Annotated in this window: 20 protein-coding genes; 8 read left to right on the top strand and 12 right to left on the bottom strand. The window is 34.6% G+C overall.

Annotated features, from left to right (window positions below; translation table 11 throughout):
• Positions 1-21: 21 nt before the first annotated feature.
• From LPB248_RS01075 to LPB248_RS01090, 4 genes are all read right to left on the bottom strand, one after another.
• Positions 22-390, bottom strand: a complete 369-nt coding sequence (locus LPB248_RS01075) for a hypothetical protein (protein ID WP_177209769.1) — start codon at positions 388-390, stop codon at positions 22-24.
• A 9-nt stretch (positions 391-399) separates the two neighbouring features.
• Positions 400-2,379, bottom strand: a complete 1,980-nt coding sequence (locus tag LPB248_RS01080) for a TonB-dependent receptor plug domain-containing protein (RefSeq protein ID WP_177209770.1) — start codon at positions 2,377-2,379, stop codon at positions 400-402.
• Positions 2,380-2,383: 4 nt separating this feature from the next.
• Entirely contained in the window at positions 2,384-3,307 is a 924-nt protein-coding gene (locus LPB248_RS01085; protein WP_177209771.1) for a hypothetical protein, read from the bottom strand.
• Positions 3,308-3,604: 297 nt separating this feature from the next.
• Positions 3,605-3,982, bottom strand: coding sequence for a hypothetical protein (locus LPB248_RS01090; RefSeq protein WP_255462981.1), 378 nt, complete (start codon positions 3,980-3,982; stop codon positions 3,605-3,607).
• A gap of 246 nt (positions 3,983-4,228) precedes the next feature.
• Between LPB248_RS01090 and LPB248_RS01095 the strand changes: the two genes are divergently transcribed.
• The 7 genes from LPB248_RS01095 (at position 4,229) to LPB248_RS01125 (ending at position 9,851) form a co-directional block, all read left to right on the top strand.
• Positions 4,229-5,212: a hypothetical protein gene (locus LPB248_RS01095; protein WP_177209772.1), complete on the top strand. Its 984-nt coding sequence runs from the start codon at positions 4,229-4,231 to the stop codon at positions 5,210-5,212.
• A gap of 3 nt (positions 5,213-5,215) precedes the next feature.
• Positions 5,216-5,845, top strand: a complete 630-nt coding sequence (locus LPB248_RS01100; RefSeq protein ID WP_177209773.1) for a hypothetical protein — start codon at positions 5,216-5,218, stop codon at positions 5,843-5,845.
• A 324-nt stretch (positions 5,846-6,169) separates the two neighbouring features.
• The gene (locus LPB248_RS01105; protein WP_177209774.1) at positions 6,170-6,985 is read left to right on the top strand and encodes an alpha/beta fold hydrolase; all 816 of its coding nucleotides are present in this window, start codon (positions 6,170-6,172) and stop codon (positions 6,983-6,985) included.
• A 111-nt stretch (positions 6,986-7,096) separates the two neighbouring features.
• The gene (locus tag LPB248_RS01110; RefSeq protein ID WP_177209775.1) at positions 7,097-7,387 is read left to right on the top strand and encodes a GNAT family N-acetyltransferase; all 291 of its coding nucleotides are present in this window, start codon (positions 7,097-7,099) and stop codon (positions 7,385-7,387) included.
• A 64-nt stretch (positions 7,388-7,451) separates the two neighbouring features.
• The gene (locus tag LPB248_RS01115) at positions 7,452-8,072 is read left to right on the top strand and encodes an alpha/beta hydrolase (protein WP_177209776.1); all 621 of its coding nucleotides are present in this window, start codon (positions 7,452-7,454) and stop codon (positions 8,070-8,072) included.
• Positions 8,072-8,422 carry a hypothetical protein gene (locus LPB248_RS01120; RefSeq protein WP_177209777.1) on the top strand — a complete coding sequence of 117 codons (351 nt, stop codon included), beginning with the start codon at positions 8,072-8,074 and terminating at the stop codon, positions 8,420-8,422. The genes LPB248_RS01115 and LPB248_RS01120 overlap by 1 nt, the downstream gene beginning before the upstream one ends.
• Positions 8,423-8,912: 490 nt before the next feature.
• The gene (locus LPB248_RS01125) at positions 8,913-9,851 is read left to right on the top strand and encodes a ring-cleaving dioxygenase (protein ID WP_177209778.1); all 939 of its coding nucleotides are present in this window, start codon (positions 8,913-8,915) and stop codon (positions 9,849-9,851) included.
• A 326-nt stretch (positions 9,852-10,177) separates the two neighbouring features.
• Here the strand turns inward: LPB248_RS01125 and LPB248_RS01130 are convergent, their stop codons facing one another.
• From LPB248_RS01130 to LPB248_RS01165, 8 genes are all read right to left on the bottom strand, one after another.
• Complete coding sequence (locus tag LPB248_RS01130) at positions 10,178-10,960, bottom strand: hypothetical protein (RefSeq protein WP_177209779.1); 783 nt, start codon at positions 10,958-10,960, stop codon at positions 10,178-10,180.
• A gap of 81 nt (positions 10,961-11,041) precedes the next feature.
• Complete coding sequence (locus LPB248_RS01135; protein WP_177209780.1) at positions 11,042-12,451, bottom strand: efflux transporter outer membrane subunit; 1,410 nt, start codon at positions 12,449-12,451, stop codon at positions 11,042-11,044.
• Between the two features lie 2 nt (positions 12,452-12,453).
• On the bottom strand, positions 12,454-15,612 hold the full coding sequence (locus LPB248_RS01140; protein ID WP_177209781.1) for an efflux RND transporter permease subunit: 3,159 nt from the start codon (positions 15,610-15,612) through the stop codon (positions 12,454-12,456).
• A gap of 27 nt (positions 15,613-15,639) precedes the next feature.
• Positions 15,640-16,773: an efflux RND transporter periplasmic adaptor subunit gene (locus LPB248_RS01145; RefSeq protein ID WP_177209782.1), complete on the bottom strand. Its 1,134-nt coding sequence runs from the start codon at positions 16,771-16,773 to the stop codon at positions 15,640-15,642.
• A gap of 548 nt (positions 16,774-17,321) precedes the next feature.
• A complete protein-coding gene (locus LPB248_RS01150; protein WP_177209783.1) occupies positions 17,322-18,077 on the bottom strand; it encodes a LytR/AlgR family response regulator transcription factor in 756 nt (251 codons plus the stop codon).
• A 5-nt stretch (positions 18,078-18,082) separates the two neighbouring features.
• A complete protein-coding gene (locus LPB248_RS01155; RefSeq protein ID WP_177209784.1) occupies positions 18,083-19,177 on the bottom strand; it encodes a sensor histidine kinase in 1,095 nt (364 codons plus the stop codon).
• A gap of 39 nt (positions 19,178-19,216) precedes the next feature.
• Complete coding sequence (locus tag LPB248_RS01160) at positions 19,217-20,263, bottom strand: beta-ketoacyl-ACP synthase III (RefSeq protein ID WP_177209785.1); 1,047 nt, start codon at positions 20,261-20,263, stop codon at positions 19,217-19,219.
• A gap of 615 nt (positions 20,264-20,878) precedes the next feature.
• Positions 20,879-21,712: a universal stress protein gene (locus LPB248_RS01165; protein WP_177209786.1), complete on the bottom strand. Its 834-nt coding sequence runs from the start codon at positions 21,710-21,712 to the stop codon at positions 20,879-20,881.
• Between the two features lie 670 nt (positions 21,713-22,382).
• Between LPB248_RS01165 and LPB248_RS01170 the strand changes: the two genes are divergently transcribed.
• Positions 22,383-22,781, top strand: coding sequence for a DoxX family protein (locus LPB248_RS01170; RefSeq protein ID WP_177209787.1), 399 nt, complete (start codon positions 22,383-22,385; stop codon positions 22,779-22,781).
• Positions 22,782-23,122: the final 341 nt, after the last annotated feature.

Below are 23,122 nucleotides of genomic sequence, written 5' to 3' on the forward strand. Positions count from 1 at the left end.
TTTATAATTGACAAGGGGTAATTACAAAATAGGCGGTGGCACAAAAATTTCGAGACAAGGTTCTGTCTGATCGGTTTCTTTATAAAGAGTAACTTTTTTAGAATGTATAACTTTTGGAACAGAAACAGCAAATTCGATATTGGAAATTAAAGCGATATCAATCTTCTTGCTGATACTTCTCAATTCTAAATCTGTATTTTTTTCCGTTTCCTGAAGCTCTTTCTTTAAATGGCATTTACCATGACATTGTAATTCTGGCTTGGCTTTATTGACACAAAACTCTTTTTCTATAGCATTTTGATTCAGTTTAAAGTGCACAATGATAAGCGCCTGCTGGAATGAAACCAGCAGGAACAGAATTGTCATTGTGATACTAAAAACTTTTTTCATTTTTATTTACTAGAAATTCAATTTTAAAGATGTGAAAATATTACGTCCCATTCTCGGGATATTTCCCCAATCGGCATATGTGCTGTAGTATTTGTTTAATAAATTCTCTGCGCCAATCTGTACTGTGCTTCTAACTTTATTGATTGTAAAAGAATAATTGGCAGAAATATTCCAAATTGCATAAGCTGCCGTTAAATCTTCACCATATTCCGGACTATAGTTAATCTGTTCAAAATCGCCATTTACAGAAGTCTGGATTCCGAAATTTTTATACATATAATGCAATGAAGTCACATAACTTAACGGACGAATAAAAGGTAGATTTCCTCCTTTATTATCCATTCCACGGGCATAAGTAAGCGTTCCTTTCCAGTGAAGATGTTCCAAAATATCATAACTCACATTCGCAGACATATTCAAAAGTGTTGCATAATCTAAAGATGTATATCCTTTTACCCCAACCGATTGATAATTCATCGGACTTCCTAAACTCAGGATTTTACCAATAATATAATTATCAATGTAGAAGTAATTAATTTTTCCTTGAATGCTTAATCTTTCGTTTTTAAAACCTGCGCTTGCATTTCCTTCATACGAAATTTCATTTTTCAAATTCGGATCTCCAATATAATCATAACGGTCAAAACTATTATAAATGTAATATCCGTAACCTTCAGAAACAGAAGGCGCTCTATGGCCATAACCCGTTCCTACAGAGAAATTAAACTGATCTATATTTAATTGGTAACTAGCATTTAAACTTGGCAGAAATCTCGTTTTTTCCTGAGGCGCTCCAGGATGAAAAATCCAGTTGAACTCTATATATTTAGAATAATTGTAATTTACTCCCAAAGAACCTCCCAGATTTACCGTGCTTTTCTCCGAAAGTTCCCAAGAATTATTCATTGAAAGTCCAGCAAAACGAGTCGTTACCCAAGGCCAGCTGTAAGCAAACATTGTTCTCTCACTTCTATCTTGCGGATACATGCGCATTTCTGCAATCGACAAATTATCATAAGCATTCAACTGAATTTCAGACGAATAATTATTCCTTTTCAAATTGGCTTTAGAAACCAATCCGTAAGTTGTGCTCCAGCCCGGCATATCCATATGAACTAAATTTTCTGGTCGCGTTGTATCATCCATATAATGTTCAATGGCATTAAAATATACTTTTGTGTCCACTACCCTAACCAAACCTTCTTCAAACAATTGCTTATAAGAAGCCGAAGTAATCAGTGCGCGCGAAAGCCACAAATCCATTGGCAAAGCAGGATAACCTACATCTTTTGCCACATCAAAAATCGCGTCTAATCGTAACGAAGACAAATCGCTTGTTTTATACGCCAATCCCAATGAAGTATTGAATTTATTGTATTGCGAATGCTTTACTTCATCGTTATTTCCATCATGATAATTATCGGCTGTTCGGTACGAAATACTTCCGTCTGCCACAAACTTAGTTCCTGAATAAGATATATTCCCCAAATTGAAAAACTGCTTATTATTAAACTCAAATCCTGTTTGATAAACACCATTCCATTTCTTTTGAAGACCAAACGGCGTACTTTTTCGTTTTAAATCGATGCTTCCTGCAATCGTTGCACCATGAAGACTTCCTTCCTGTCCCGATTTAATATCAATTGCCGCTAGATTATTGCTCTCTACATAAGACGTAATCGGGTCCATTTTATCAGTACAAGCGCCAAAAACGTGCATTCCGTCAATAGTAACCGTAGAACGTTCGGTGCTCATATTGTTCAATAAAGGTTCCCAAGCATAAGCTCCACGCTTTATAAAACTGATATTATCCGATGATGATAGAAATTCATCAACAGAAACTGCCATTTTCATCTCGGTTTCTATTTTCTTTTTTGTGGCATTTTTTACAGTTACTTCTTCTAAGTTTTTAATGCTGTCGTGATGTGCATGCTGATTTTGTGCTGTTACCGACAATCCCAAAAAAAGCAGCATTATAATATATTTCATGTAATTAGAATAAAGTATCAATATATAGTTCGCTTTTCACACCTTCTACTCCTGGCGTGTGATCCGTTGAAACTACGGTTCCTTTTATGATTAGTCCGTTTTGATTCATCATAATTAAATTCAAGGTCCAGTTACCAGTCATGGTATAATTAACAACACCATGATACAAACCATCATTTTCCTGAACCAAATCCTTGTTATTTGGCGAAGAATGATTCCCCATAGAAGGTTCAGGCATTCTCGGATCTAACTTTAAAGTATATCCAGCAACTTCTGAATAAGAAAACTGCGTAGGATCTGGAAAAGTTCCCGCAGGAGTTGTTGGTTTGTTGTATTTGTAAACTCCGGCCACAAGCGGATTCTCTGAAACTGTAGGCTTTTGTGGTGAAACAAGCGCAATTATATATTGTTCGCCATCATTTCCTGCAAAAGCAGTCATGTTAAGATTCTTATTGGTTTGTTTTTCAACTACTACATCTTTATTGATCTCCTGCTTTTGATTATCTGCCGTAAAACTGATGTACAATTTCCAGCTAGCAGTTGTAGAACTTTCGCCAGTAAAAACAGAATAACCGCTATAATATTTATTAGTAGCGTCGTACACCATATTATACTCATGCGGACATGAACTTTTGCTTCCGTCAGCGTTGCTTAATATGGGTAGAAAAGTTACAGCAGAAGAAGTCAGTTCTTGATTGTTCTGAGTATTCACAATTTTTAAGTGAAGTTCATTATATCCTTTATAAAATGTTCCGTTTAAGGCATCTATAGTGATTTTATAGTTACCGCTGGTAAAGGAAACAGCTTCTTTAAAAATATAGTTTTCAGGAACTTCAGAACCGGTTTCAGCTTCGTAATCTGTTTTATCAATTGTACAGGAACTAATCGCAAACAATACTGCGATAATCCAAAAATTAAAAGATTTCATTTGATGATGTTATAAAAAAACGTTTAAAATTTAGCATAAAGCTATAAATTTTTGAATATCAAAAATTCCGAAATGCTAGTGAAAAAGCCAAGAAAATGGCGAAAGTAAATGAAGTTAGAATATTGTTATTCTCTTCAATTACAAAAGAAGATCAATATCGTTTTAAAAGAATAAACTATGTGATTTGTTACTCAAATTTGGATTTAAAATCCGCGTAAGCAAGCAATAAGACATTCAAAATTTCAATTATAAAAAATTGGAATTCGAGAGAATATAGGACTTAAAAAAGATTGACCTCTACACTGTATGGAGCGGAGGATGAAAAGTAAGATTAGAAGCCCCGATTGGTTTCTTATCAAATAAAATGGAAGAATTATCTTTAGATTCGATAACAGGAATTGTGCTAAAATTGATTTCAGCAGTATTTTGAACATATACAAGCTCTAATTTATCTTTTAGGCTGTCTTGCATTTTTCGTTCGTTATCTGAGTATTTTTTAATGCTTTTTTGAAGTTCACAACGACCGTTACAACTGTTAAATGCTTGTTTACGCTGAACGCAAATCGTTTTAGCAATTTCTTTCTGGTTGATTTTAAAAGAAGCATAAACGAACAAGCTGCCAAAAGATGGCGAGAGAATTAAAATAGAAAGTGCTATGATGATTAACCTTTTCAAGTGCTTGTTCAATAGTTTGCTGGCAAAAGTACACACTATTTTGTATTTATTTTAACGAAATGCAATTTTTATTTCATTTAAAGAAGACGTTGTTTTTATTTCTGAATCATTTCTTGATTTCGTAAAAAATTTCTTTAACATAAACAACCTTGATATTTTCTATATTTTATCTAAATTTGAGTATTGTCGTTTTTTTAAGACATTTTAATTCTAATATAGCTTCTAAATAACCCCAATTTACAGCGAATGAAAAAAAACTTAGCCATTACCTTTTGGGTACTCTACATGCTCTTTTTTGCAATTGCTTTTCCAATGATTTTGTATTATGCAATCAATAGCGATTTAGATATCAACGATTTAAAGACCAAAGATCCTTATTGGGCTTTAGGCGTTGTTTTATTGTCTGTAATTCTCTGGCTGATCCTTTTAATTGGTTATTTATATAAATGGATCATTCAGGTTTTTGTCAATAAAAATAATCTGGAAAAAATAAAATTAAACGGATTACGTCGCGAAGCTGAAATAATTAGTTCGAAGAAAAGTTCTAAATTCAATTCTAAATTTGACAATTACCAACTCAAACTGTGTTTTAAAAATCTTGCAAATACCGAAATCATTCATAATACCGATATTACAGACACCAAACCCAGTGAAAAACGTTTCGAAGCTGGAAAACATATCAGTTTATTACTAGACAAGCATATGAAAAAACCTCCTTATTTTGTGATTTCATCTGCTACTCCAACTCTAAGTATCGGGAATTTAACAATTAGAATTTTAGGTTGGCTATTTTTTACGTTTATCGTTGTAGGCTATTATTTCTTTTCCTATCAAACCGAAAGTCATGGCATGGGTTGGCGTTTTATGTCTTTTGGACATCCGTTAGTAATCATTCCGTTAGTACTATTGTTCTATCGCGTTTTGGTTCAATTTATATTTAAAAAACTAACTGGCATAGATCAAAATTCGCTTGCACTCAAATTTAAAGGAATAAAAACTCAAGCCAAATTAATTAAGGTAAGCCAAACAGGAACATATATTAACGAACAACCAATGATGCGTTTTGAGTTAGAATATAAAGACACAAAAAATCTAGTGCATCAAAATAGTTTGAAAAAAGTTATTGGAATTTTAGATTTAGAAATGACCAAAAAACAATTTATTGATATTTTTTATAATCCCGAAAATCCAAACCAAATTGCTTTTGCAAATGATTTAAACAAAATATAGCAAATGAAAAAGATAGTTATTTCGATGCTGTTTTGCACTTTATTTTTAAGCTGTGAAAAGATCTCAAAAAGTATAGATGAAACTTTAAAACCTAATGATACAATCGTAAATAAAAAATCCGAAAACGTCACTTCCACGCCTTTGCAAAACGAAAAAAAGGAAATTAATCTATTGACTAATATCGAAATATTAAAAAAAGCAGAAGAACAACTGAAAAACCTTCCTCAATACAATGGAAAAGAAATCTTTATTTACTCGATCTTATACTTTTACAATGATGGAAGAATAAATGCGATGCTGCAACATCCCGAAAATCCAAAATATGTAGACATTTATGAATTTAATGATGAAAAATGGTCTGGACCAAAACCAGTTCAGCTTTCTGTTCGTGATGATGTTAAAGGACGTTTGGTTTCTTTAAATAAAATCAGTTTTATAAATGCGGCAAAAGTGGCTCAGGTTTATAATGAAAAAACAAAGGAAGTTGAAGGCGCACAACCTACCACAAGTGTTTATATTTCTATTTGGGATAATAAAATAAGTTGGCATCCGTCATCTATAAGCGGAAGCCGAGAACGCTATTCGATAGAATTTAATGATGATGGAAGTCTAAAATCATTTCAACAAGATTAACTGCTAAAATGCTAAACAATTCCGTTTAGCATTTTTTTTATACTAAAATGAAATTCTTTCCAAATAAAGAAACTAAAAAACGTAATTTTATAAAAACCTAAAAATCAACAAATTATATCAAAAATTCATTAATTTAACAGTGCTTATCAACTTAAAACTTTCAGTTCTTAATCTAGATTAATAGATGCAGATTTTATTCTGTAATACATTTGTACCATAATCAAACAAAATAAAACAAAAAACAAGTTACGAGTTTAAATTTTAAACCAATAACAAATTTATACTTAAAATTATAAAACAAATTAATCTTAAAATCAAAAAATTATGAGCACATTTACAGTAAAAGACGGAACACAGATTTATTACAAAGATTGGGGAAAAGGTCAACCAATTGTTTTTCACCACGGATGGCCTTTGTCAAGTGACGATTGGGATGCACAAATGATGTTTTTTCTTCAAAAAGGATATAGAGTTATTGCACACGATCGCCGCGGACATGGCCGTTCTGGTCAAGCTTCTGAAGGAAACAACATGGAAACTTATGCATCAGACATCGCTGAATTGACTGAAGCTTTAGATCTAAAAGATGCGATTCACGTTGGACATTCAACTGGAGGTGGTGAAGTAATTCGCTATGCTGCAAAATACGGAAAAGGTCGTGTTGCAAAAGCTGTAATTATTAGTGCTGTAACTCCAATTATGATACATAGCGAATCGAACCCTGAAGGTGTGCCATTATCTGTTTTTGATGAAATTAGAAATGGAACTGGATTTAACAGAGCACAATTTTTCTACGATTTCCCGATTCCGTTTTACGGATGGAACCGCGAAGGACAAACCGTTCAGGAAGGCATCAAACAAAACTGGTGGCGTCAAGGAATGATGGGTTCTGTTTTGTCTCATTACGAAGGAATTAAAGCATTCTCTGAATCTGATTTTACCGAAGATTTAAAGAGTTTAGATATTCCTGTTCTAGTTCTGCATGGAGAAGATGATCAGATTGTTCCTTACAATCAAGCGCCTAGAGCGGCCAAATTGTTGAAAAACGGAAAATTGATTTCATATCCTGGCTTTCCGCACGGTATGCCAACGACAGAAGCAGAAACCATCAATAATGATATTCTTAATTTTATAAAATAAATAGATACAGAAAGACTTAATTAAACTGTCTGTAGAACTATTTTTATAGACAGTTTAATTTTCTTAAATTCAACTAAATAATTTTCTCTCAAAAAATTGAATCAAAAATATATGGAAACAATAAAATTAGAATTAGACGAAAAAAAACATGGCGCTTTTAATCTTTATGTTGATGATAAAAAATTAGGCGAAATGACGGTAAGTATTAAACCTGATTTACTAACGGTTTATCATACTGGAGTTGAACCTGAAGCTGAAGGAAAAGGATATGCTAAGAAGCTTTTAGAAGAAATGGTTTCTTATGTTCGCGCAAATAATTTGAAAGTTTTACCACTTTGTCCGTATGTTCACGCACAATTTAAAAGACATCCAGATGAGTATGCTGATATTTGGAAGAAGTAAAAAAGATGAAAGAATAAAGACGAAAGACTCCAATCTCTAGACTAAAAAGTAAAGATTAAAAACTATGAATACAGAAATATTAACAGACGGTGTTCCTTTAAATGAAGCGAAAAAAGCTTTAATTATGATTCATGGACGTGGTGCAAGCGCACATGATATTCTTTCGATTGCAAAACATCTTAAGGTTGAAGATTTTGCTCTGGTTGCACCTGAGGCAGAAAACAGAACTTGGTATCCGTATTCGTTTTTAGCGCCACTAAACGAAAATGAACCTTCTTTTTCCAAATCTTTAGAAGCAATTCATCAGGTTGTTGTCGCGATTCAGCAAAACGGAATTGAGAAAGAGAATATTTATTTCTTAGGCTTTTCTCAAGGAGCTTGTCTTGCTTTGGAATTTGCAACCAAAAACGCTGCAAAATATGGCGGAATTGTAGCTTTTACCGGCGGATTAATTGGCGACAAAGTATATGAAAATCATTATTCTGGAAACTTTGAAAATACGCCAGTTTTTATTGGTACAAGTGATCCTGATTTTCACGTTCCTGTAGAAAGAGTTAATGATACCGAAGCGCTTATGACAAAAATGGGTGCCGATGTTACTAAAAAAATCTACCCAAATATGGGACATACCATCAGTAAAGATGAAGTAGATTGTGCTAACGCATTGATTTTTAATAAAAAATAATGATTACCATAACTCGTGTTTACAGCGATTCAAACGGAGAAAGTCATTTTGAAGATTTTCAAGTTCCGCTGAAAAACAATGGCGATATCGGATTTTTATCTGAGGATGAGCCTGTCCAATCTATTGTTTTTAGAGAAGTAAGTCAATCTTACGATTACGATTTTCATAATGCGCCAGACCGCCAGTATATTGTTTTACTGGAAGGAGGCGTAGAAATCGAAACTTCACTGGGAGAAAAAAGAACATTCCCAACTGGTTCAATTTTATTGGTTGAAGACACTACTGGAAAAGGGCATAAAACTAAAAATATTGAAACAAAGCTTCGAAAATCAATATTTATAAAATTGTAATTTTAAAAAGCACCTCTCCCAATCGCTGTCGGGAAAAAGGATTCAATGGATTTTTTTTGCCACGAAGACGCGAAGACACAAAGTTTTCTTTTAAAGAATAATAAAAAGGAATCTCGCAAAGACGCAGAGTCGCAAAGTTTTTTTCTAAAATAAACTAATAAATTAATTTAAATCTGCTCAAATCTTTTTATCCCGATTGCTATCGGGAGCGTGAAAAATATCAATCTTAAAAATTTTCTTTTTTTATTGATTCTCTAAATATACATTCCCCATTTTTAAAATCACGATATATCGTGTAATATCAAATTGATTTTTTCATAAAAACCTTGAAAACAAAGCGTTTAATCAAATGGAATAGGATTTGGTTGTTCTTTGAAAAATTTAAAACTGTATCGTATTTCATTTCTTAATCTAGGTTAATCGATGCAGAAGCATAACGGACGTAAATTTGTAAAAGAAAATCAAACAACAATTTAATATAACAAATACCATGGAAAATAAAATATTAGGCTTACATCATATTACTGCTATTGCAGGCGACGCTAAACGTAATTTTGACTTTTATTCAAAAGTTTTAGGATTAAGATTCATCAAAAAAACAGTAAACTTTGACGATCCTGGAACGTACCATTTTTACTTTGGTGACGAAGTAGGAAGCGCTGGAACTATTTTAACTTTTTTCCCTTGGGGAGAAGGAATCCAACAAGGAAGAAAAGGGTCTGGAATGGCAACCGAAATTGGTTATTCTGTTCCAAAAGGAAGTTTGGATTTTTGGCAGAAACGTTTTGAAAAATACAATGTAATTTACAATAAACCAGCTGAAAAGTTCGGAGAAAAATATCTGACTTTCCTTGATCCAGACGGACTAAAATTAGAGTTAATCGAATCTAAAACAGACGATAACAGAAAAGCTTGGGAAACTGACGAAGTAAAAGCAGATGTAGCTACAAAAGGTTTTCATAACATTACTTTGACTTTAAATAACATCAAAGCAACTGCTGCAATCTTAACAGATATATTCGGTTACAAATTAATCGATCAGGAAGTAAATCGCTACCGTTACGCAACAGATGCTGTAGAAAGCGCTGCCATTGTTGACTTGGTAGAATTGCCAGAGGAAAAACGTGGTTTAAATGCAAACGGAACTGTTCATCACGTAGCATTCCGTGTTCCAAATGATGAAATTTTGATGAAATTCAGAGAAAAAATCGAAGATTACGGATTGTCTATTACACCACAAATTGACAGACAGTATTTTCACTCTTTATATTTCAGAGAACCAGGAGGCGTTTTGTTCGAAATTGCAACTGATAATCCTGGATTTACTGTAGACGAAAGCTTAGAAGAATTAGGTCAGAATTTAAAACTTCCTGCTCAATACGAACCTCAAAGAGCTGCTATCGAAGCTCACTTGGTTAAAATCAATTAATTTAAAAACTAAGCCGGTTTGTTTTAAACCGTAACACAACTATTTGAAAAAGCTGTCCTAATTTGGACGGCTTTTTTTATGTGTATGCCTTAAAGGAACGATATATAGTTAGGTTAAAAAATATACCGCTCCTCTGGAGCTTTCTTCATATGTCTTATTGAAATTCTATAAATATTTTACCCCGCTGGGGCTTTCTTTCATTCATCCTATTGCTTTTTTGAGGCAATCTCTTTCTGCAAGCTTCGGAGAAGCGAAATATTTATAGCAAAGTATAGCCGTTTACAACATAAAGCTCCAGAGGAGCGACATATTATTACCCCATTTATCTAATCTTCTGCAGCCATTAATTCTAGTTTAGCCATAATCAATGCAAGATTATTTTCAAGTTTAATTTTTCCATCACGCCATTCTTTTTTATTTGATCCTCTTGAAATTCTAAAAATAAAATCGCCTGTAAAAAAGTAACCCCAAGTTTCTCTTAAACCATTTTTGATTAGTCTTTTTTGTGCTTCTCTTAAATCAACTTTTATTTCAATTCCGTTTTTAAAAACCACAGTATCTAATCCGTCGAGACCTTTTCTAAATTCGTGCCCACGGTATCGAACCAGTTTTATAAAAGCATTCATAAACAGCAAGGCACGATTCAGGTTTTCGACAGAAACGCTCAAATCCAAAATCTCCAATTTATCGGCTAGAACGTCATCATTTAAAATTTTACTTTCCCAATACTCTTTAGTCGTGGTGATAATATCAATTGACTTATCGAGCTTTACATCAATAGTCAAAGGAGCTTGAGAGTCATTTTTTATGCTTTGAGTTAAATCAAGTAAAGGTGTAGATTTAGAAGGAACTCTAAGTTGCATTTCGTACGTCTTTTTAAAAATAGCAATCTCATTATTTCCGTCAAAATCTAACGGTAACTGCGGGATGATTTTTCTCTTATATTCTGGCCCAACCCAATGTCTGCTTTTTGGTAGCGGAATCTTCATTTTTTCGCACGCATTTTTAATTCCCATACTGGAAACTTCATAATGTTTTGCAATCTGTGGAATCGGAAATTTCCAAACCAAACCATAAAGTTCTGATCGGGTAAAAGTAATTTTGTCCATAAATCAGTAAATTCAATTCAAAAAGAAATTCACCACCTCTATAATTGCTAATAGAAATGGTGAATCATCAAAAATTAAGTGTTACTCTACTCCGCCGCCTAAAGCACGGTACAGGTTAATTGCTGCATTCAGCTTTTCGAGTTTTATTGTTACCAGATCCAATTCGTTTTGAAGCGAACTGTTCTGAGCCGCGATTACTTCAAGGTAATTTGCCATTCCACTTTTATAAAGCAAAGAAGCATCAGAAGTTGCTTTGTCTAGAGACTCTGCTTTATCTTTCGCTAAAATCATACGTTCATCGGCATATTTTAATCGAGACATAGCATCGCTTACTTCTCCAACTGCTGTTATAAAAGACTGCTTGAATTGTACAACCGCTTTTTCTTGCTCAATAACAGCCACTTCGTAAGCCGTTCGCAATGCTTTTTTTCTAAAAATTGGTTGCGCTAAATTGGCTGCAATCGTTTTGGTGACAGAACCTGGAAAATTAAACCAGTTTTCGAATTCAAACGAATTAACACCAATTGACGGATTCAAACTTAAAGTTGGATACATAGTTGCTTTTGCCAATCCTGTTTTAGCGTTAGCAGACATCACGGCATATTCGCTGGCTTTTACGTCTGGTCTTCTGCTCAAAAGCGAAGCAGGAATTCCTGCTGGAAAAACCACAGCAACTTCTGCTGCATCAATGTTTCCTGCTCTTTCAATCTTGTCTGGATATTCTCCGCACAAAATCTGCAAAGCATTTTCTTGAACCGCAATATTCGCTTTCGCTAAAGGCACCAATAATTCAGCTGTTTTCTTCTGAGCTTCTGTCTGATTTACCGCCAAAGAACTAATTGAACCTGATTTATACTGTAATTGCATCATATTCAAAGTATTGGTACTCAATTCGATGTTTTTCTCTGCAATTTTCAATTGTTCGTCTAAACCTAACAAATTATAATAAGATTGCGCTACCTGAACAATAATTCGGGTTTTTAATGCCGAAAGATTTTCTTTTTGAGCAAAATAAGCTGCTTTTGCATCTCTTTTCTGCATTGCTGCTTTTCCCCAAATATCTACTTCCCAAGAAAGACGAAGATTAGCACTGTAATCATCCATATAATCTTTACCAATAAACTGCTGGCTCAAAGATCCATTCAAAGAGTTTTTTGACGGATAAGCACGGCTTGCACCTGCATCAAAATCAAGCGTTGGCATTAGAGACAATTTGGCTTGTTTATAGTTCAGGTCAAGCTGTTCCATGCTTTTCATGGCAATGATAACTTCATTATTTTTAACCAAAGCCTTTTCAATCAAAGCAACCAAAAGAGGATCTTTGTAATAGTTTTTCCACGGAAGTAAAACCGTATCTCCAGTTACCGCGATTTCCTCGCGGTATTTTTCTGGAGCATTTAAATCTGTACGGGAATATTTTTTTCCTACCACGCACGACGTCATAATCGCTCCGGTAAATAAAACAATTCCGATTTTATATAGTGTTTTCATTATTATTCTTTTATCGTTTGAACTTGAGTCGCGATCTTTTTTCTTGATACTTTTTCTTGTAAATATTGGAATACAATGAAAAGCAACGGAATCACGAAAACGCCCAGTACAACACCGCTAAACATTCCGACAGCAGCACTCACACTGATAGATCGGTTACCAACTGCAGTTCCTCCTGATGCAAACATCAACGGAATCATACCTGCAATAAAAGCCAGCGAAGTCATGATAATTGGTCGCAACCTCGATCTTGATCCTTCAATTGCGGCTTCAACTATCGTTAATCCAGCCAAACGTCTTTGTAAAGCAAATTCGACAATCAAAATGGCATTTTTAGCCAAAAGTCCGACAAGCATTATTAATCCGACCTGCACGTAAATATTGTTGTCTAAACCAACCGCTTTAATTCCGGCGAAAGCTCCTAAAATTCCTGTCGGAATAGAAAGCAATACCGCAAGAGGCAATAAATAACTTTCGTATTGAGCAGCAAGCAGGAAGAATACAAACAATAGACACAACCCAAAAATGGCAACTGTCTGGCTTCCTCCTGCTTTTTCCTCAAGACTTAAACCAGTCCATTCGTAAGTATAGTCAGATGGTAATTTATCTAAAACTTTTTCCAGATTTCCCATAATTTGTCCGTTACTATAACCAGGTAATGCCATCGCTGTAATGTTTACCGAATTATAAAGGTTGTAACGGTTTACTGATTCTGGACCGTATACTTTATGGAACTTCACAATTGATTCTACTGGAACCATCTGCATTTGAGCATTTCTCACAAAAATTTCATTAAACGCATCTTCATCCATTCTAAAAATACCGTCGGCTTTTACATTCACACGGTAAAATTTACCAAATCTCGAAAAGTCAGCTGATTGATCTCCTGCAAAATACGTTTGAATATTTCCTAAGAGTTCCTTGATATTTACTCCCATTTGACGCGCTTTATCTTCGTCAACTTCCAATTCCAACTGCGGATAATCGGCCCTAAAAGTCGTGTAAGCATATTGCACTCCAGGCTGTTTCATAATCTCTGCGATTACTTTATCAGACATGGCTTTTAAAGTTTCTGGGCTTCTCGCCATTCTATCCTGTAACACAATCTCAGCACCACTCGTTACACCAAAACCTTCTACCGGAGGCATTCTGAAAACCATAATCTGACCTTCTTTAATCTTTGCCAGTTTTCCGCTTACGATATTCATAATTTCTTCAATATCCTTAACTGCTCCCCTGTCTTTCTTTGGTTTCAGTTTAATAAAACCTAATCCATAGGCAGGACTGGCACTATTACTCAAAATATTGAATCCTGTAATACTCGTATTAACATCAATCGCTTCTATCGGAGCCAATTCTTTCTCTAATATCTGAATTACAGCTGTTGTACGATCTAAAGCCGTTCCTGGCGGCATTGATAAACTGTATACCATAAAACCATCATCTTCAAGAGGCACAAAACTTTTTGGCGTAGACATCATGGTATATACCGCAATGACAGTAATTCCTGTAACTACTCCTGCAGCAAGCCATTTTCTTCCAATTAAGAAACGAACTCCTTTGATATATCTTCCCGTTAAATTGTTGAAGCTTGTATTGAATCCAACGAAAAAACGATCTTTGAAACTTGTTTTATGCTCATTATTATCTCCATGCTTATGTCCATGATTTTTTAGCAAAAGCGCACATAATGCTGGTGTAAGCGTCAAAGCATTTACAGCAGAAATGATAATCGCAATCGCCAATGTATAAGCAAATTGTTTATAGAAAATTCCTGAAGATCCTGTCATAAATCCAATCGGAATAAATACCGCTGACATAACCAGAGTAATCGAAATAACCGCTCCCGTAATTTCTGCCATGGCGCTATGTGTCGCTTCTTTGGCTGAAATTCCTTCATCTTCTTCCATTTTACTGTGAACGGCTTCGACAACCACAATCGCATCATCGACCACAATTCCAATCGCCAATACCAATGCAAAAAGCGTCAAGATGTTAATCGTAAATCCGAAAACCAGCAGGAAGAAAAACGTTCCCACAATCGCAACTGGAACCGCAATAGCCGGAATAATCGTCGAGCGAAAATCCTGAAGGAAAATAAACACTACAATAAATACCAGAATAAAGGCTTCTAGCAAGGTTGATTTTACTTGTCCAGTTGCTTCATCTAATCTCTCTTTGGTACTCATTACGTTTACGTATTTAATACCCGGAGGAAAAGATTTAGACAATCGTTCTACTTCTTTGTTGATTCCGATTTCGATGTCATTGGCGTTTGAACCCGAAGTTTGTAAAATCGCCATCGTAACAGCATTTTTACTATTCGATTTATTATCACCGCTGTACGAAATCGAGCCAAATTCTACTCTCGCTACATCTTTAAGTCTTAGAACATTACTTCCCACATTCTTAACCACAATATTTTCATATTGTTCTGGTTTGTTCTTTTTCCCTTTGTAACGTATTACGTATTCTAATGCCGCTGAAGATTCTTCTCCCAATTTTCCGGGAGCCGATTCTAAACTCTGCTCCGCAATAGCTTGAGTAACATCTGACGGAACCAAACCTGCATTGGCCATTTTACGAGGATCAAGCCAGATTCGCATCGAATAATCTTTTACCCCAAAAATCTGAACCTGCCCTACTCCAGGAACACGTTTCATTTGAGGTACTAAGTTGATATTGGCATAATTCTGCAGAAACAACTCGTCGTATTTGCTATTATCATCTGTATACAAGTTGAAAATAACAATCATACTATTTTGCTGTTTCGAAGTCGTTAATCCCATACGGATAACTTCCTGAGGCAGTTTTGGAGTTGCCTGCTGCACTCTGTTTTGCACGTTTACAGCAGCTTGATCTGGATCTACACCTTGTTTGAAAATGACACTGATCGAGAAAGATCCATCATTACTTGCAGTAGATTTAATATACTGCATATTTTCAACTCCGTTAATCTGCTCTTCTAAAGGCGTTACTACCGAACGAATAACGGTTTCACTGTTTCCTCCCGGATACGAACCACTTACCATAACTGTTGGTGGCGAAATATCTGGAAATCGCGTTACCGATAATCTGGTAAGACCTATAATCCCCAGTATAACCAGTACAATAGAGATAACTGTGGCCAATACTGGCCTGTCTATTATTTTCTTTAACATGGAAATGTTATTTTATTGAATGAAAAATTATTTACTGCTGGTGTTTTTAGCAGCGATTTTTGGAACGACTTCCATACCATCATAAAGGACATCGATATTATTAAGTGCCACTTTATCTCCAGCTTTCAAACCAGATTTTACAAAATAATCTGCTCCAGCGCTTCCTGCGATTTCAATTGGAACCATGGCTACTTTGTTACCCTCTTTTAGAACAAAAACAAAGAATTTATCTTGAATATCTTTTACACTCGCCATCGGAACTGTAATCACAGATGACAAACTTTTGTTTAAGACAATTCTTGCCGAACCTCCAGAACGCAATTCTTTTTTAGGGTTTGGAAATATGGCTTTTAAAGCAATTGTTCCTGTTGCACGATCGATGTTCCCGCTGGCAACTTCCAGTTTTCCTTTTTGATCGTACTTACTGTCATCGGCCATAATTAAACTCACGGTTTGATTGCTTTTTGCATCTTTTGAAAAAGCCAAATAATCTGCTTCTGTCAAAGAAAAATATACAAATACGCTATTAATCTCTGAAAGTGTCGTTAATGGAACGGCATCATTTGGTGTAACCAAGTTTCCGATACGGTTTGGAATACGGCTAATATAACCGCTTACAGGAGCTTTAATCAAAGAGAAATCGGCATTTAACTGAGATGACCCTAAAGCGGCTTTTGCCTGTGCTACTTGTGCTGTTGCGGCTTCGTAATTGGCTTGTGCTGTTTTTAACTGCATATCTGAGAAAACTTTTCCTTCAACTAAAGGTTTGATTTTCTCTACTTCCAATTTCGCATTCGCCTGATTAGCCAAAGCGCTTTTGTAAGCTGCACGGCTGTTATTTACCTGCTCTGCGTAAACATCGCCTTTAATTTTAAAAAGAGATTGCCCCTTGGTTACATAGTCTCCTTCTTTCACATAAATAGCTTCCAAATAACCTGATACCTGAGCTTTTATATCAACGTTTACAGTACCTTCGACTGTTCCTGGATATTTCTTTTCTACTTCTCCTGTAACCGAATTGGTCTGAAGAAAGTCTACTTCTGGCTTTGGAGGAGCCATTTGTGCCTCTCCGCTTTTTCCGCATGATGCAAGAGAAATGGTTATCAATAAAATTGCAATCCTGCCAATTGCTTTATTATTTTTAAAAAACTGTTTTGTCATTTTACTTTTCATTTTTAAATGAATTACCTCAAATTTGGCAGCAAAATAACAGCGTAAAACCGTTTTTTTAAGGAAGAAATTTACCCAAACGACATATTTTGATACTGAAACGGATAGGTTTTGTTATGCCGCAAAGGCGCTATGGCGCGAAGTTTTTTCTGCCACGAATTCACGAATTTTCTCTAATTAAAATTGTTTTATGAAATACTGTGGATACAATTTCTCGAATTTTTACTACAAAGATGTTGAGGCACGATTTTTTTTTGCCACAGATTAAAGGATTAAAAAGGATTATTTCTTGCTGATTGAACAGATTTTGATGCATTCTTTGTCATCCTGACGAAGGAAGGATCGCACACGGAATTACGCAAAGTATGACGGACAATCTTTGTTGAGTTTCTAGTGTGATCCTTCCTTCGTCAGGATGACAAATTGGATGTAAATCACACTTTTTGAAGAAAAGAAGAACCTTTGAACCTTTGTCTCTATGAACCTTTGCACCTAAAAACCTTAGAATCTCAGCATCTCAGAACCTTAGCACCTTAAAATCAGCGATCCATCCACTGCTTAAAGAAAGGAGTTTTCTCACGACTAATAATCACCTCGCGTTCGGGATCTAGTTTTAGTTGAATTTTGAGTTTTGCGTTGAAGTAGTTCGCAATAGATTTGATGCTTTCGGCACGAATGAAAAATTGACGGTTGGCACGGAAAAAGAGATTCGGATCTAGTTCCTGCTCTAGCTCTTCCATGGTTTGTGGAATCGAGATAATGACACCCGATTTAAGGAATAAATTACTGGTTTTGAATTCAGAATATATAAAGTCGATATCTGAAACATCTACGCTTTTATAACCGTCGCGATACGTTACTAAAAAGCGCATTCTGAAAACTGGTTTCTGAATCAGTTCTTTTAGAATTCCAGCAATATTGCTAACATTGCTTTCGTTTTTATTTAAGGATTTAAATTTAGATAAGGCAAATTCCAATTCGTTTTTTTCGATAGGTTTCATCAAATAATCGATGCTGTTAACCTTAAAAGCACGAATTGCATATTCGTCATAAGCGGTAGTAAAAATGACTGGACAAGTAATATTGATTTCGTCAAAAATTGCAAAACTTAATCCGTCCGCGAGACGAATATCCATCGTGATTAAATCGGGAGCTGGATTTGACTTTAACCAAGCTACAGTATCTACAACTGTATCAATAATGCCTAAAATTTCACAATTGGGTTCCAGTTCTTCAAGCAGTCTTTTTAAACGGCTGGCGTTAATGCTTTCATCTTCTACAATTAAAATTTTCATAACTTTTAAATTAATGGCAGACGTACCTCATAATAGCTGCTTGATTCATTAAAAATCGGCATTCTTTCGGATAAAATTTTATAACGAAATTCGATGTTTTTATTTCCTATTCCTGTTGAAACCAAACTTTTTCCAGCAGTTCGCTGCAAGTTATTACGAACAATAATATCCCCAGAATCAGAAAAAACAGTAATAGTAAGCGGATTGGCCAATGTTGCCATATTATGTTTTACAGCATTTTCCACCAACAACTGCAAGGTTAAAGGCGGTAAATGAAGTGCTAAAGAAGGAGAATCAACCTCAATTTTCAAATCGATTTTATCTCCGAGTCTTTTCTTTAGTAAATAAAAATAAGCATTAAGAAATTCTAATTCTTCTTTTACGGTGATAGTATCTTTATTAGAATTCGAAATCATATAACGATATACTCTCGTTATATTTTCTAAAAACGAAGCCGCTTCTTTCTGATCTTCATAAATCAGCTCTGTCAATGTGCTGAAATTATTGAACACAAAATGCGGATCTAACTGCATTTTTAAAGATTCTAATTTCGAGCGCGTTACTGCTTCTTGCAATTCTGACGCTTTAACTTTTAATTCAGCCGTTTCTATAGCATTTAAACGCCATCTGTTCAGCAAAAATATTCCGGTATGAATAGCACTTATGAAAAGCGAAATAATGGCGGCCATAATTTTAGACTGCCAAATGATAACCAAATCATTTACTTCTAAAGCTGTACATGGATATAAATAATCCCAAAGACATGAAAAAAAGTAATTTAAAAGTATATTTCCTGCAATTAAGCAGATAAATTGGGCAATAGCCCTAAAAGCTGGATTTTGTTCCCAACTTATGTAATAGTTTAATTTTCGGCCAACAAACAAAGTAAGTTCTGTAAGTATGGCACAATACAATAAAATAATGAAGATATCGAAGGTCTGATCTAAGTCGAGCAAACCTTCCTCTTCAAAATTTCTATACGGATTCAAGAAATAATAAGACGAAAGATAGACCAAAAAAACGGCTGGAATTACTATAACCCTGTAGTATTTATAGAAAAAATTCTTGCTCGATTTTTTATTTTGGTTCTTTCTACCCATTAATTCACCCAACTTGTAAAAATTGAAAAATCCTACTTATTAGTGCTCTACTAAAACACCTTCTGCCTTATTGATGGCTGTAATAGTTTCAACTGATTTTCTTTCACGCATAACACCCCATTTCAAGCAAGTTGCTCCCCATGAAAATCCTGCTCCAAAAGTAGTTATCAATACATTCTGTCCTTCTTTAAAATCGTCTTTGAAATCCCACAAACACAACGGAACTGTTGCAGATGTTGTATTTCCGTAACGATCAATATTTACTTTTACTTTTTCAAAATCAATTCCTAAACTTTCGCCTACAGCAGTAATAATTCTCAAATTAGCTTGGTGTGGAACTACCCAGTCAATTTGGTCTGCTTCTAGTTCATTTTTTGCCAAAGCATCTTGCGAAACTTGGCTCATTGCAGCCACCGCTCTTTTAAATACAAAAGCTCCGTCTTGTTTTAAATAGTGTGTTCTGTGCAAAAGACTTTGCATAGAAGTTGGATTTCTAGAACCTCCAGCTGGTACAGCCAAAGAAGAAACACCGCTTCCGTCTGTTTTAAGAATCGTTTTCATTAAACCTGCATCAGATTCTGTTTTTTCTAATAAAACTGCTCCTGCTCCATCTCCGAAAAGAATACAAGTATTACGATCTTCATAATCTACGATAGAGCTCATTTTGTCTGCTCCAACGATGATTAGCTTTTTGTAGCGACCGCTTTCGATCATGTTTGCTCCCATTTCTAGTGCATACAAAAATCCGCTGCAAGCTGCATTCATGTCAATTCCAAAAGCATTTGTAAGTCCGCTTTTATCGCAAACAATACTTGCTGTTGGCGCCAAAATGTGATCTGGAGTTGCTGTAGCTACTAATAAAGCTTCTATTTCTTCGCGATCTACATTATAATTTTCGATAAGATTTTCAATCGCCGCTGCGGCAAGATCAGATGTTGCTGTATCGTCGTCTGCGATTCTACGTTCTCTAATTCCAGTTCTTTTAATGATCCATTCCTCCGATGTATCAACTGTTTCTGAAATTTTCTTGTTGGTCAGAATTGATGATGGTACGTAACCACCTATAGCTGTAATTACTGCGCTCATTGTTTTTTGTTTTTTTTAAGCTTTGTACTCTTAGAACCCAATGCTTATACCTTTTTCTTCTTTTTGACAGCTCATATTTAGGAATAAAATCTTTTTGAGCCATCGCAGGAAACTGCACCAGTATTCCTTAAAAGCTAATTAAATCTGATGGTAATAACTTTTTCTGAGAAATAATGTTTTAAAAAAAATCCTAACAAACTAAAAACATTATACAAAATCCAATTAAAATAAATTAAAAACCTATACAAAGCGTTCTCTCGGTCGTACTCGGTACAGAACCTTTAATTTATTTTATTTTTAAAATCATACAATGCGATTTCAGTTTGCAGATAATTCCCCATTTTTAGCTGTTGCCATACTGATAAAAAAACCTATCTGCATTAAGTTTTTAGAGTGCCACAAAATTAATTTAAAAATATCTGAAACAAGCAGACAATTAAGAATAATTAACAAAACTGCCTTAAATGTTAAAATATACTTTTGAAATTCGGCAATCAACCCTCAAAATTATAGAATCCCTAAAATCAAAAAAAATCTGTTAAAATTTATTTTGATAAAATTTCCTCAAAAAAACCTTGTAATTTTTATATCATTATTTTTAAATCAAATCAATCTTTAATAATTCGGAAACGACAATAATGGGATATCAAGACCTGCTGCCAGAATCCTAGTTTTGCTTCTGTGGACTAAAGAATCCCAGAAACCATACTTTTGAGGCACCATAATCAGCAAATCGGCCTCATAATTTTTAATTTCTTTTCTAATTTCGTTAATAACGGCATTCGATCTTACCGTTTTATACATGTATTTTACGTCTTCAAATTCTTTTTCGATATTTGAATTCATTAAAATTCTGTGCTGTTCTTCTTTCAAATCGTCTAATTTATCGTCTACGCTAAAGAACTCAATTTCCGCGCCAAAATCTCCAAGAGCATTTTTGATCCAGCTAAACTTTTTAATAGCCGAAAAACTTAAGCTATCACAAGCGTATAATACCTTTTTGATATCTAAGAAACGTGCATTTTCTGGAACAGCTAAAACTGGAATAAGCAAACTTTTAATCGCTGTTGTAGTTGAATTACCCAATAATTCCTGCTCAAAAGAACGTTCTGCCATTCCCATTACCACAACATCTGCATTTGTTTCTTTGATAATTATCGGAAGTTCATCTTCCAAAAAAGAATAAGTACAAATTGAAGCAGTTTCAATTTGATACGAATCGGCTATTTCTTTGGCTGCATTCTCAAGCTTAGAAATAGCTCTGTCAATCTGCTTTTGCATTGCATCTGCAGTTATATGTGAGTTGGCACTATGTACACTTAAAGAAAACGAATTAAACAAAACCAATTTTGCGCCAGTAGCTTTTGCTAGTCCAGCTGCGTAGGCAACGGCGTTATTTGCAATATCAGAAAAATTTGTTGCGGCGATTATAGTAAGAGGTGAAATCATAAAAATAAGATTAAGCTTTCTGCAAAATTGCTCAATTATATGCTTTAGACCTTTTTTATATAACTGAATAATCAATTTTCACGACCCAACCGTAAAATATCATTCCTGAAAAAATAGGCTTTCCTTTTTTGTTTCTTACTTTAAAAACGATAAAATGCAGGTGTGATTTAACCGCGAAGCACGCAAGGTTTTTTACCCGTTGGAATTTGTAAAAACGTAAAGATCGCAAAGCTGCATCTATAAAACTGATGCAAATTGCTCGCAATCCCGAAAGCTATCGGGAGCGAAGCTATAAAGAATTATATTTTTAAAGCCACAATTAATATGATTAAAAGGATTCTTCTCTCGCAGATTTGGCAGATTCAGCAGATTATATTTTTAATATGAAAAAAAAATCAGCTGAATCTGCCAAATCTGCGAGAGACAAAAAAACTTTGCAACTCTGCAAAATTAAGTTTAAGCACAAGCATTACATCTAGTAGGACCTTTGCGAACTTAAATTCACCAGCATTTATATAAAAAAAACCTTAGCGAACTTTGCGTTAAAAAACACCAACTCGCTCCCCGTCCAGTTCGCCCTAAAGTTTGTCCGTTTCACCAAAATTCCGATTTCGTTTTTAAGGCTTTCAACGCACATTTGTACCGTTAAATAACTTTAAATATCAAAATCATGAACTCAAAAACAACAAAAATTATCTATTGGACAGGCGCAGTGTTAACTTCTTTATGGTTTGGCGCAAGCGGTTTCTTCGAATTAACAAACAATCCATTGGTTTGGGGAATCACACAACAATTGGGTTATCCAGCACATTTTATTTATATCCTTGGCGTTTTTAAAGTAGCTGGAGTCATTACACTTTTAATTCCGAACAAATTATTACGATTGAAAGAATGGGTTTTCGCAGGCGTATTTTTCGATATCATCTTTGCTTTCTTTTCAAAAATTGCGGTCTTAGGTTTTGGCGCTGCGACAGATGCGATTATTGCCTTTGTAATGGTAAGCGTAACATATGTTATGTACAGAAAACTGTATACAGCAACTTATACTCCATCTTCAGAAAACTTGTAAGGAAGTAGAAATTATTTTACAAAAGTGCTCCAGAGGAGCAAAATATTTATAGAATTCGATTAAGACTATTGAATAAAAGCTCCAGCGGAGCGGAATATATTAGCTTGTAAAAAAATGTCGCTCCTATGGAGCTTTATAATGACAACACTATTCTTTGCTATAAATATTTCGCTTCTCTGAAGCTAACAAAAAAGAGATGCTAAAACAGCCTCTTAAAATTTTTATTTAAACCTAATTCTTTCCAATGAAAAAGATCATTCTAATTCTCTGTTTTATACTTTCAGCTTTGTTTTTCATAAGCTGTTTTATGTTTCCTGGATTGTAAAATCAAGCCAATTAGT

Origin of the sequence: Flavobacterium sp. LPB0248 (assembly GCF_013388355.1) — a bacterium.
Lineage (GTDB): Bacteria > Bacteroidota > Bacteroidia > Flavobacteriales > Flavobacteriaceae > Flavobacterium.

What these genes read in the sequence shown, in the direction of transcription:
- LPB248_RS01075 (WP_177209769.1), bottom strand. Translation starts at nt 390, where the DNA reads ATGAAAAAAGTTTTTAGTATCACAATGACAATTCTGTTCCTGCTGGTT.
- LPB248_RS01080 (WP_177209770.1), bottom strand. Translation starts at nt 2,379, where the DNA reads ATGAAATATATTATAATGCTGCTTTTTTTGGGATTGTCGGTAACAGCA.
- LPB248_RS01085 (WP_177209771.1), bottom strand. Translation starts at nt 3,307, where the DNA reads ATGAAATCTTTTAATTTTTGGATTATCGCAGTATTGTTTGCGATTAGT.
- LPB248_RS01095 (WP_177209772.1), top strand. Translation starts at nt 4,229, where the DNA reads ATGAAAAAAAACTTAGCCATTACCTTTTGGGTACTCTACATGCTCTTT.
- LPB248_RS01100 (WP_177209773.1), top strand. Translation starts at nt 5,216, where the DNA reads ATGAAAAAGATAGTTATTTCGATGCTGTTTTGCACTTTATTTTTAAGC.
- LPB248_RS01105 (WP_177209774.1), top strand. Translation starts at nt 6,170, where the DNA reads ATGAGCACATTTACAGTAAAAGACGGAACACAGATTTATTACAAAGAT.
- LPB248_RS01110 (WP_177209775.1), top strand. Translation starts at nt 7,097, where the DNA reads ATGGAAACAATAAAATTAGAATTAGACGAAAAAAAACATGGCGCTTTT.
- LPB248_RS01115 (WP_177209776.1), top strand. Translation starts at nt 7,452, where the DNA reads ATGAATACAGAAATATTAACAGACGGTGTTCCTTTAAATGAAGCGAAA.
- LPB248_RS01120 (WP_177209777.1), top strand. Translation starts at nt 8,072, where the DNA reads ATGATTACCATAACTCGTGTTTACAGCGATTCAAACGGAGAAAGTCAT.
- LPB248_RS01125 (WP_177209778.1), top strand. Translation starts at nt 8,913, where the DNA reads ATGGAAAATAAAATATTAGGCTTACATCATATTACTGCTATTGCAGGC.
- LPB248_RS01130 (WP_177209779.1), bottom strand. Translation starts at nt 10,960, where the DNA reads ATGGACAAAATTACTTTTACCCGATCAGAACTTTATGGTTTGGTTTGG.
- LPB248_RS01135 (WP_177209780.1), bottom strand. Translation starts at nt 12,451, where the DNA reads ATGAAAACACTATATAAAATCGGAATTGTTTTATTTACCGGAGCGATT.
- LPB248_RS01140 (WP_177209781.1), bottom strand. Translation starts at nt 15,612, where the DNA reads ATGTTAAAGAAAATAATAGACAGGCCAGTATTGGCCACAGTTATCTCT.
- LPB248_RS01145 (WP_177209782.1), bottom strand. Translation starts at nt 16,773, where the DNA reads ATGACAAAACAGTTTTTTAAAAATAATAAAGCAATTGGCAGGATTGCA.
- LPB248_RS01150 (WP_177209783.1), bottom strand. Translation starts at nt 18,077, where the DNA reads ATGAAAATTTTAATTGTAGAAGATGAAAGCATTAACGCCAGCCGTTTA.
- LPB248_RS01155 (WP_177209784.1), bottom strand. Translation starts at nt 19,177, where the DNA reads ATGGGTAGAAAGAACCAAAATAAAAAATCGAGCAAGAATTTTTTCTAT.
- LPB248_RS01160 (WP_177209785.1), bottom strand. Translation starts at nt 20,263, where the DNA reads ATGAGCGCAGTAATTACAGCTATAGGTGGTTACGTACCATCATCAATT.
- LPB248_RS01165 (WP_177209786.1), bottom strand. Translation starts at nt 21,712, where the DNA reads ATGATTTCACCTCTTACTATAATCGCCGCAACAAATTTTTCTGATATT.
- LPB248_RS01170 (WP_177209787.1), top strand. Translation starts at nt 22,383, where the DNA reads ATGAACTCAAAAACAACAAAAATTATCTATTGGACAGGCGCAGTGTTA.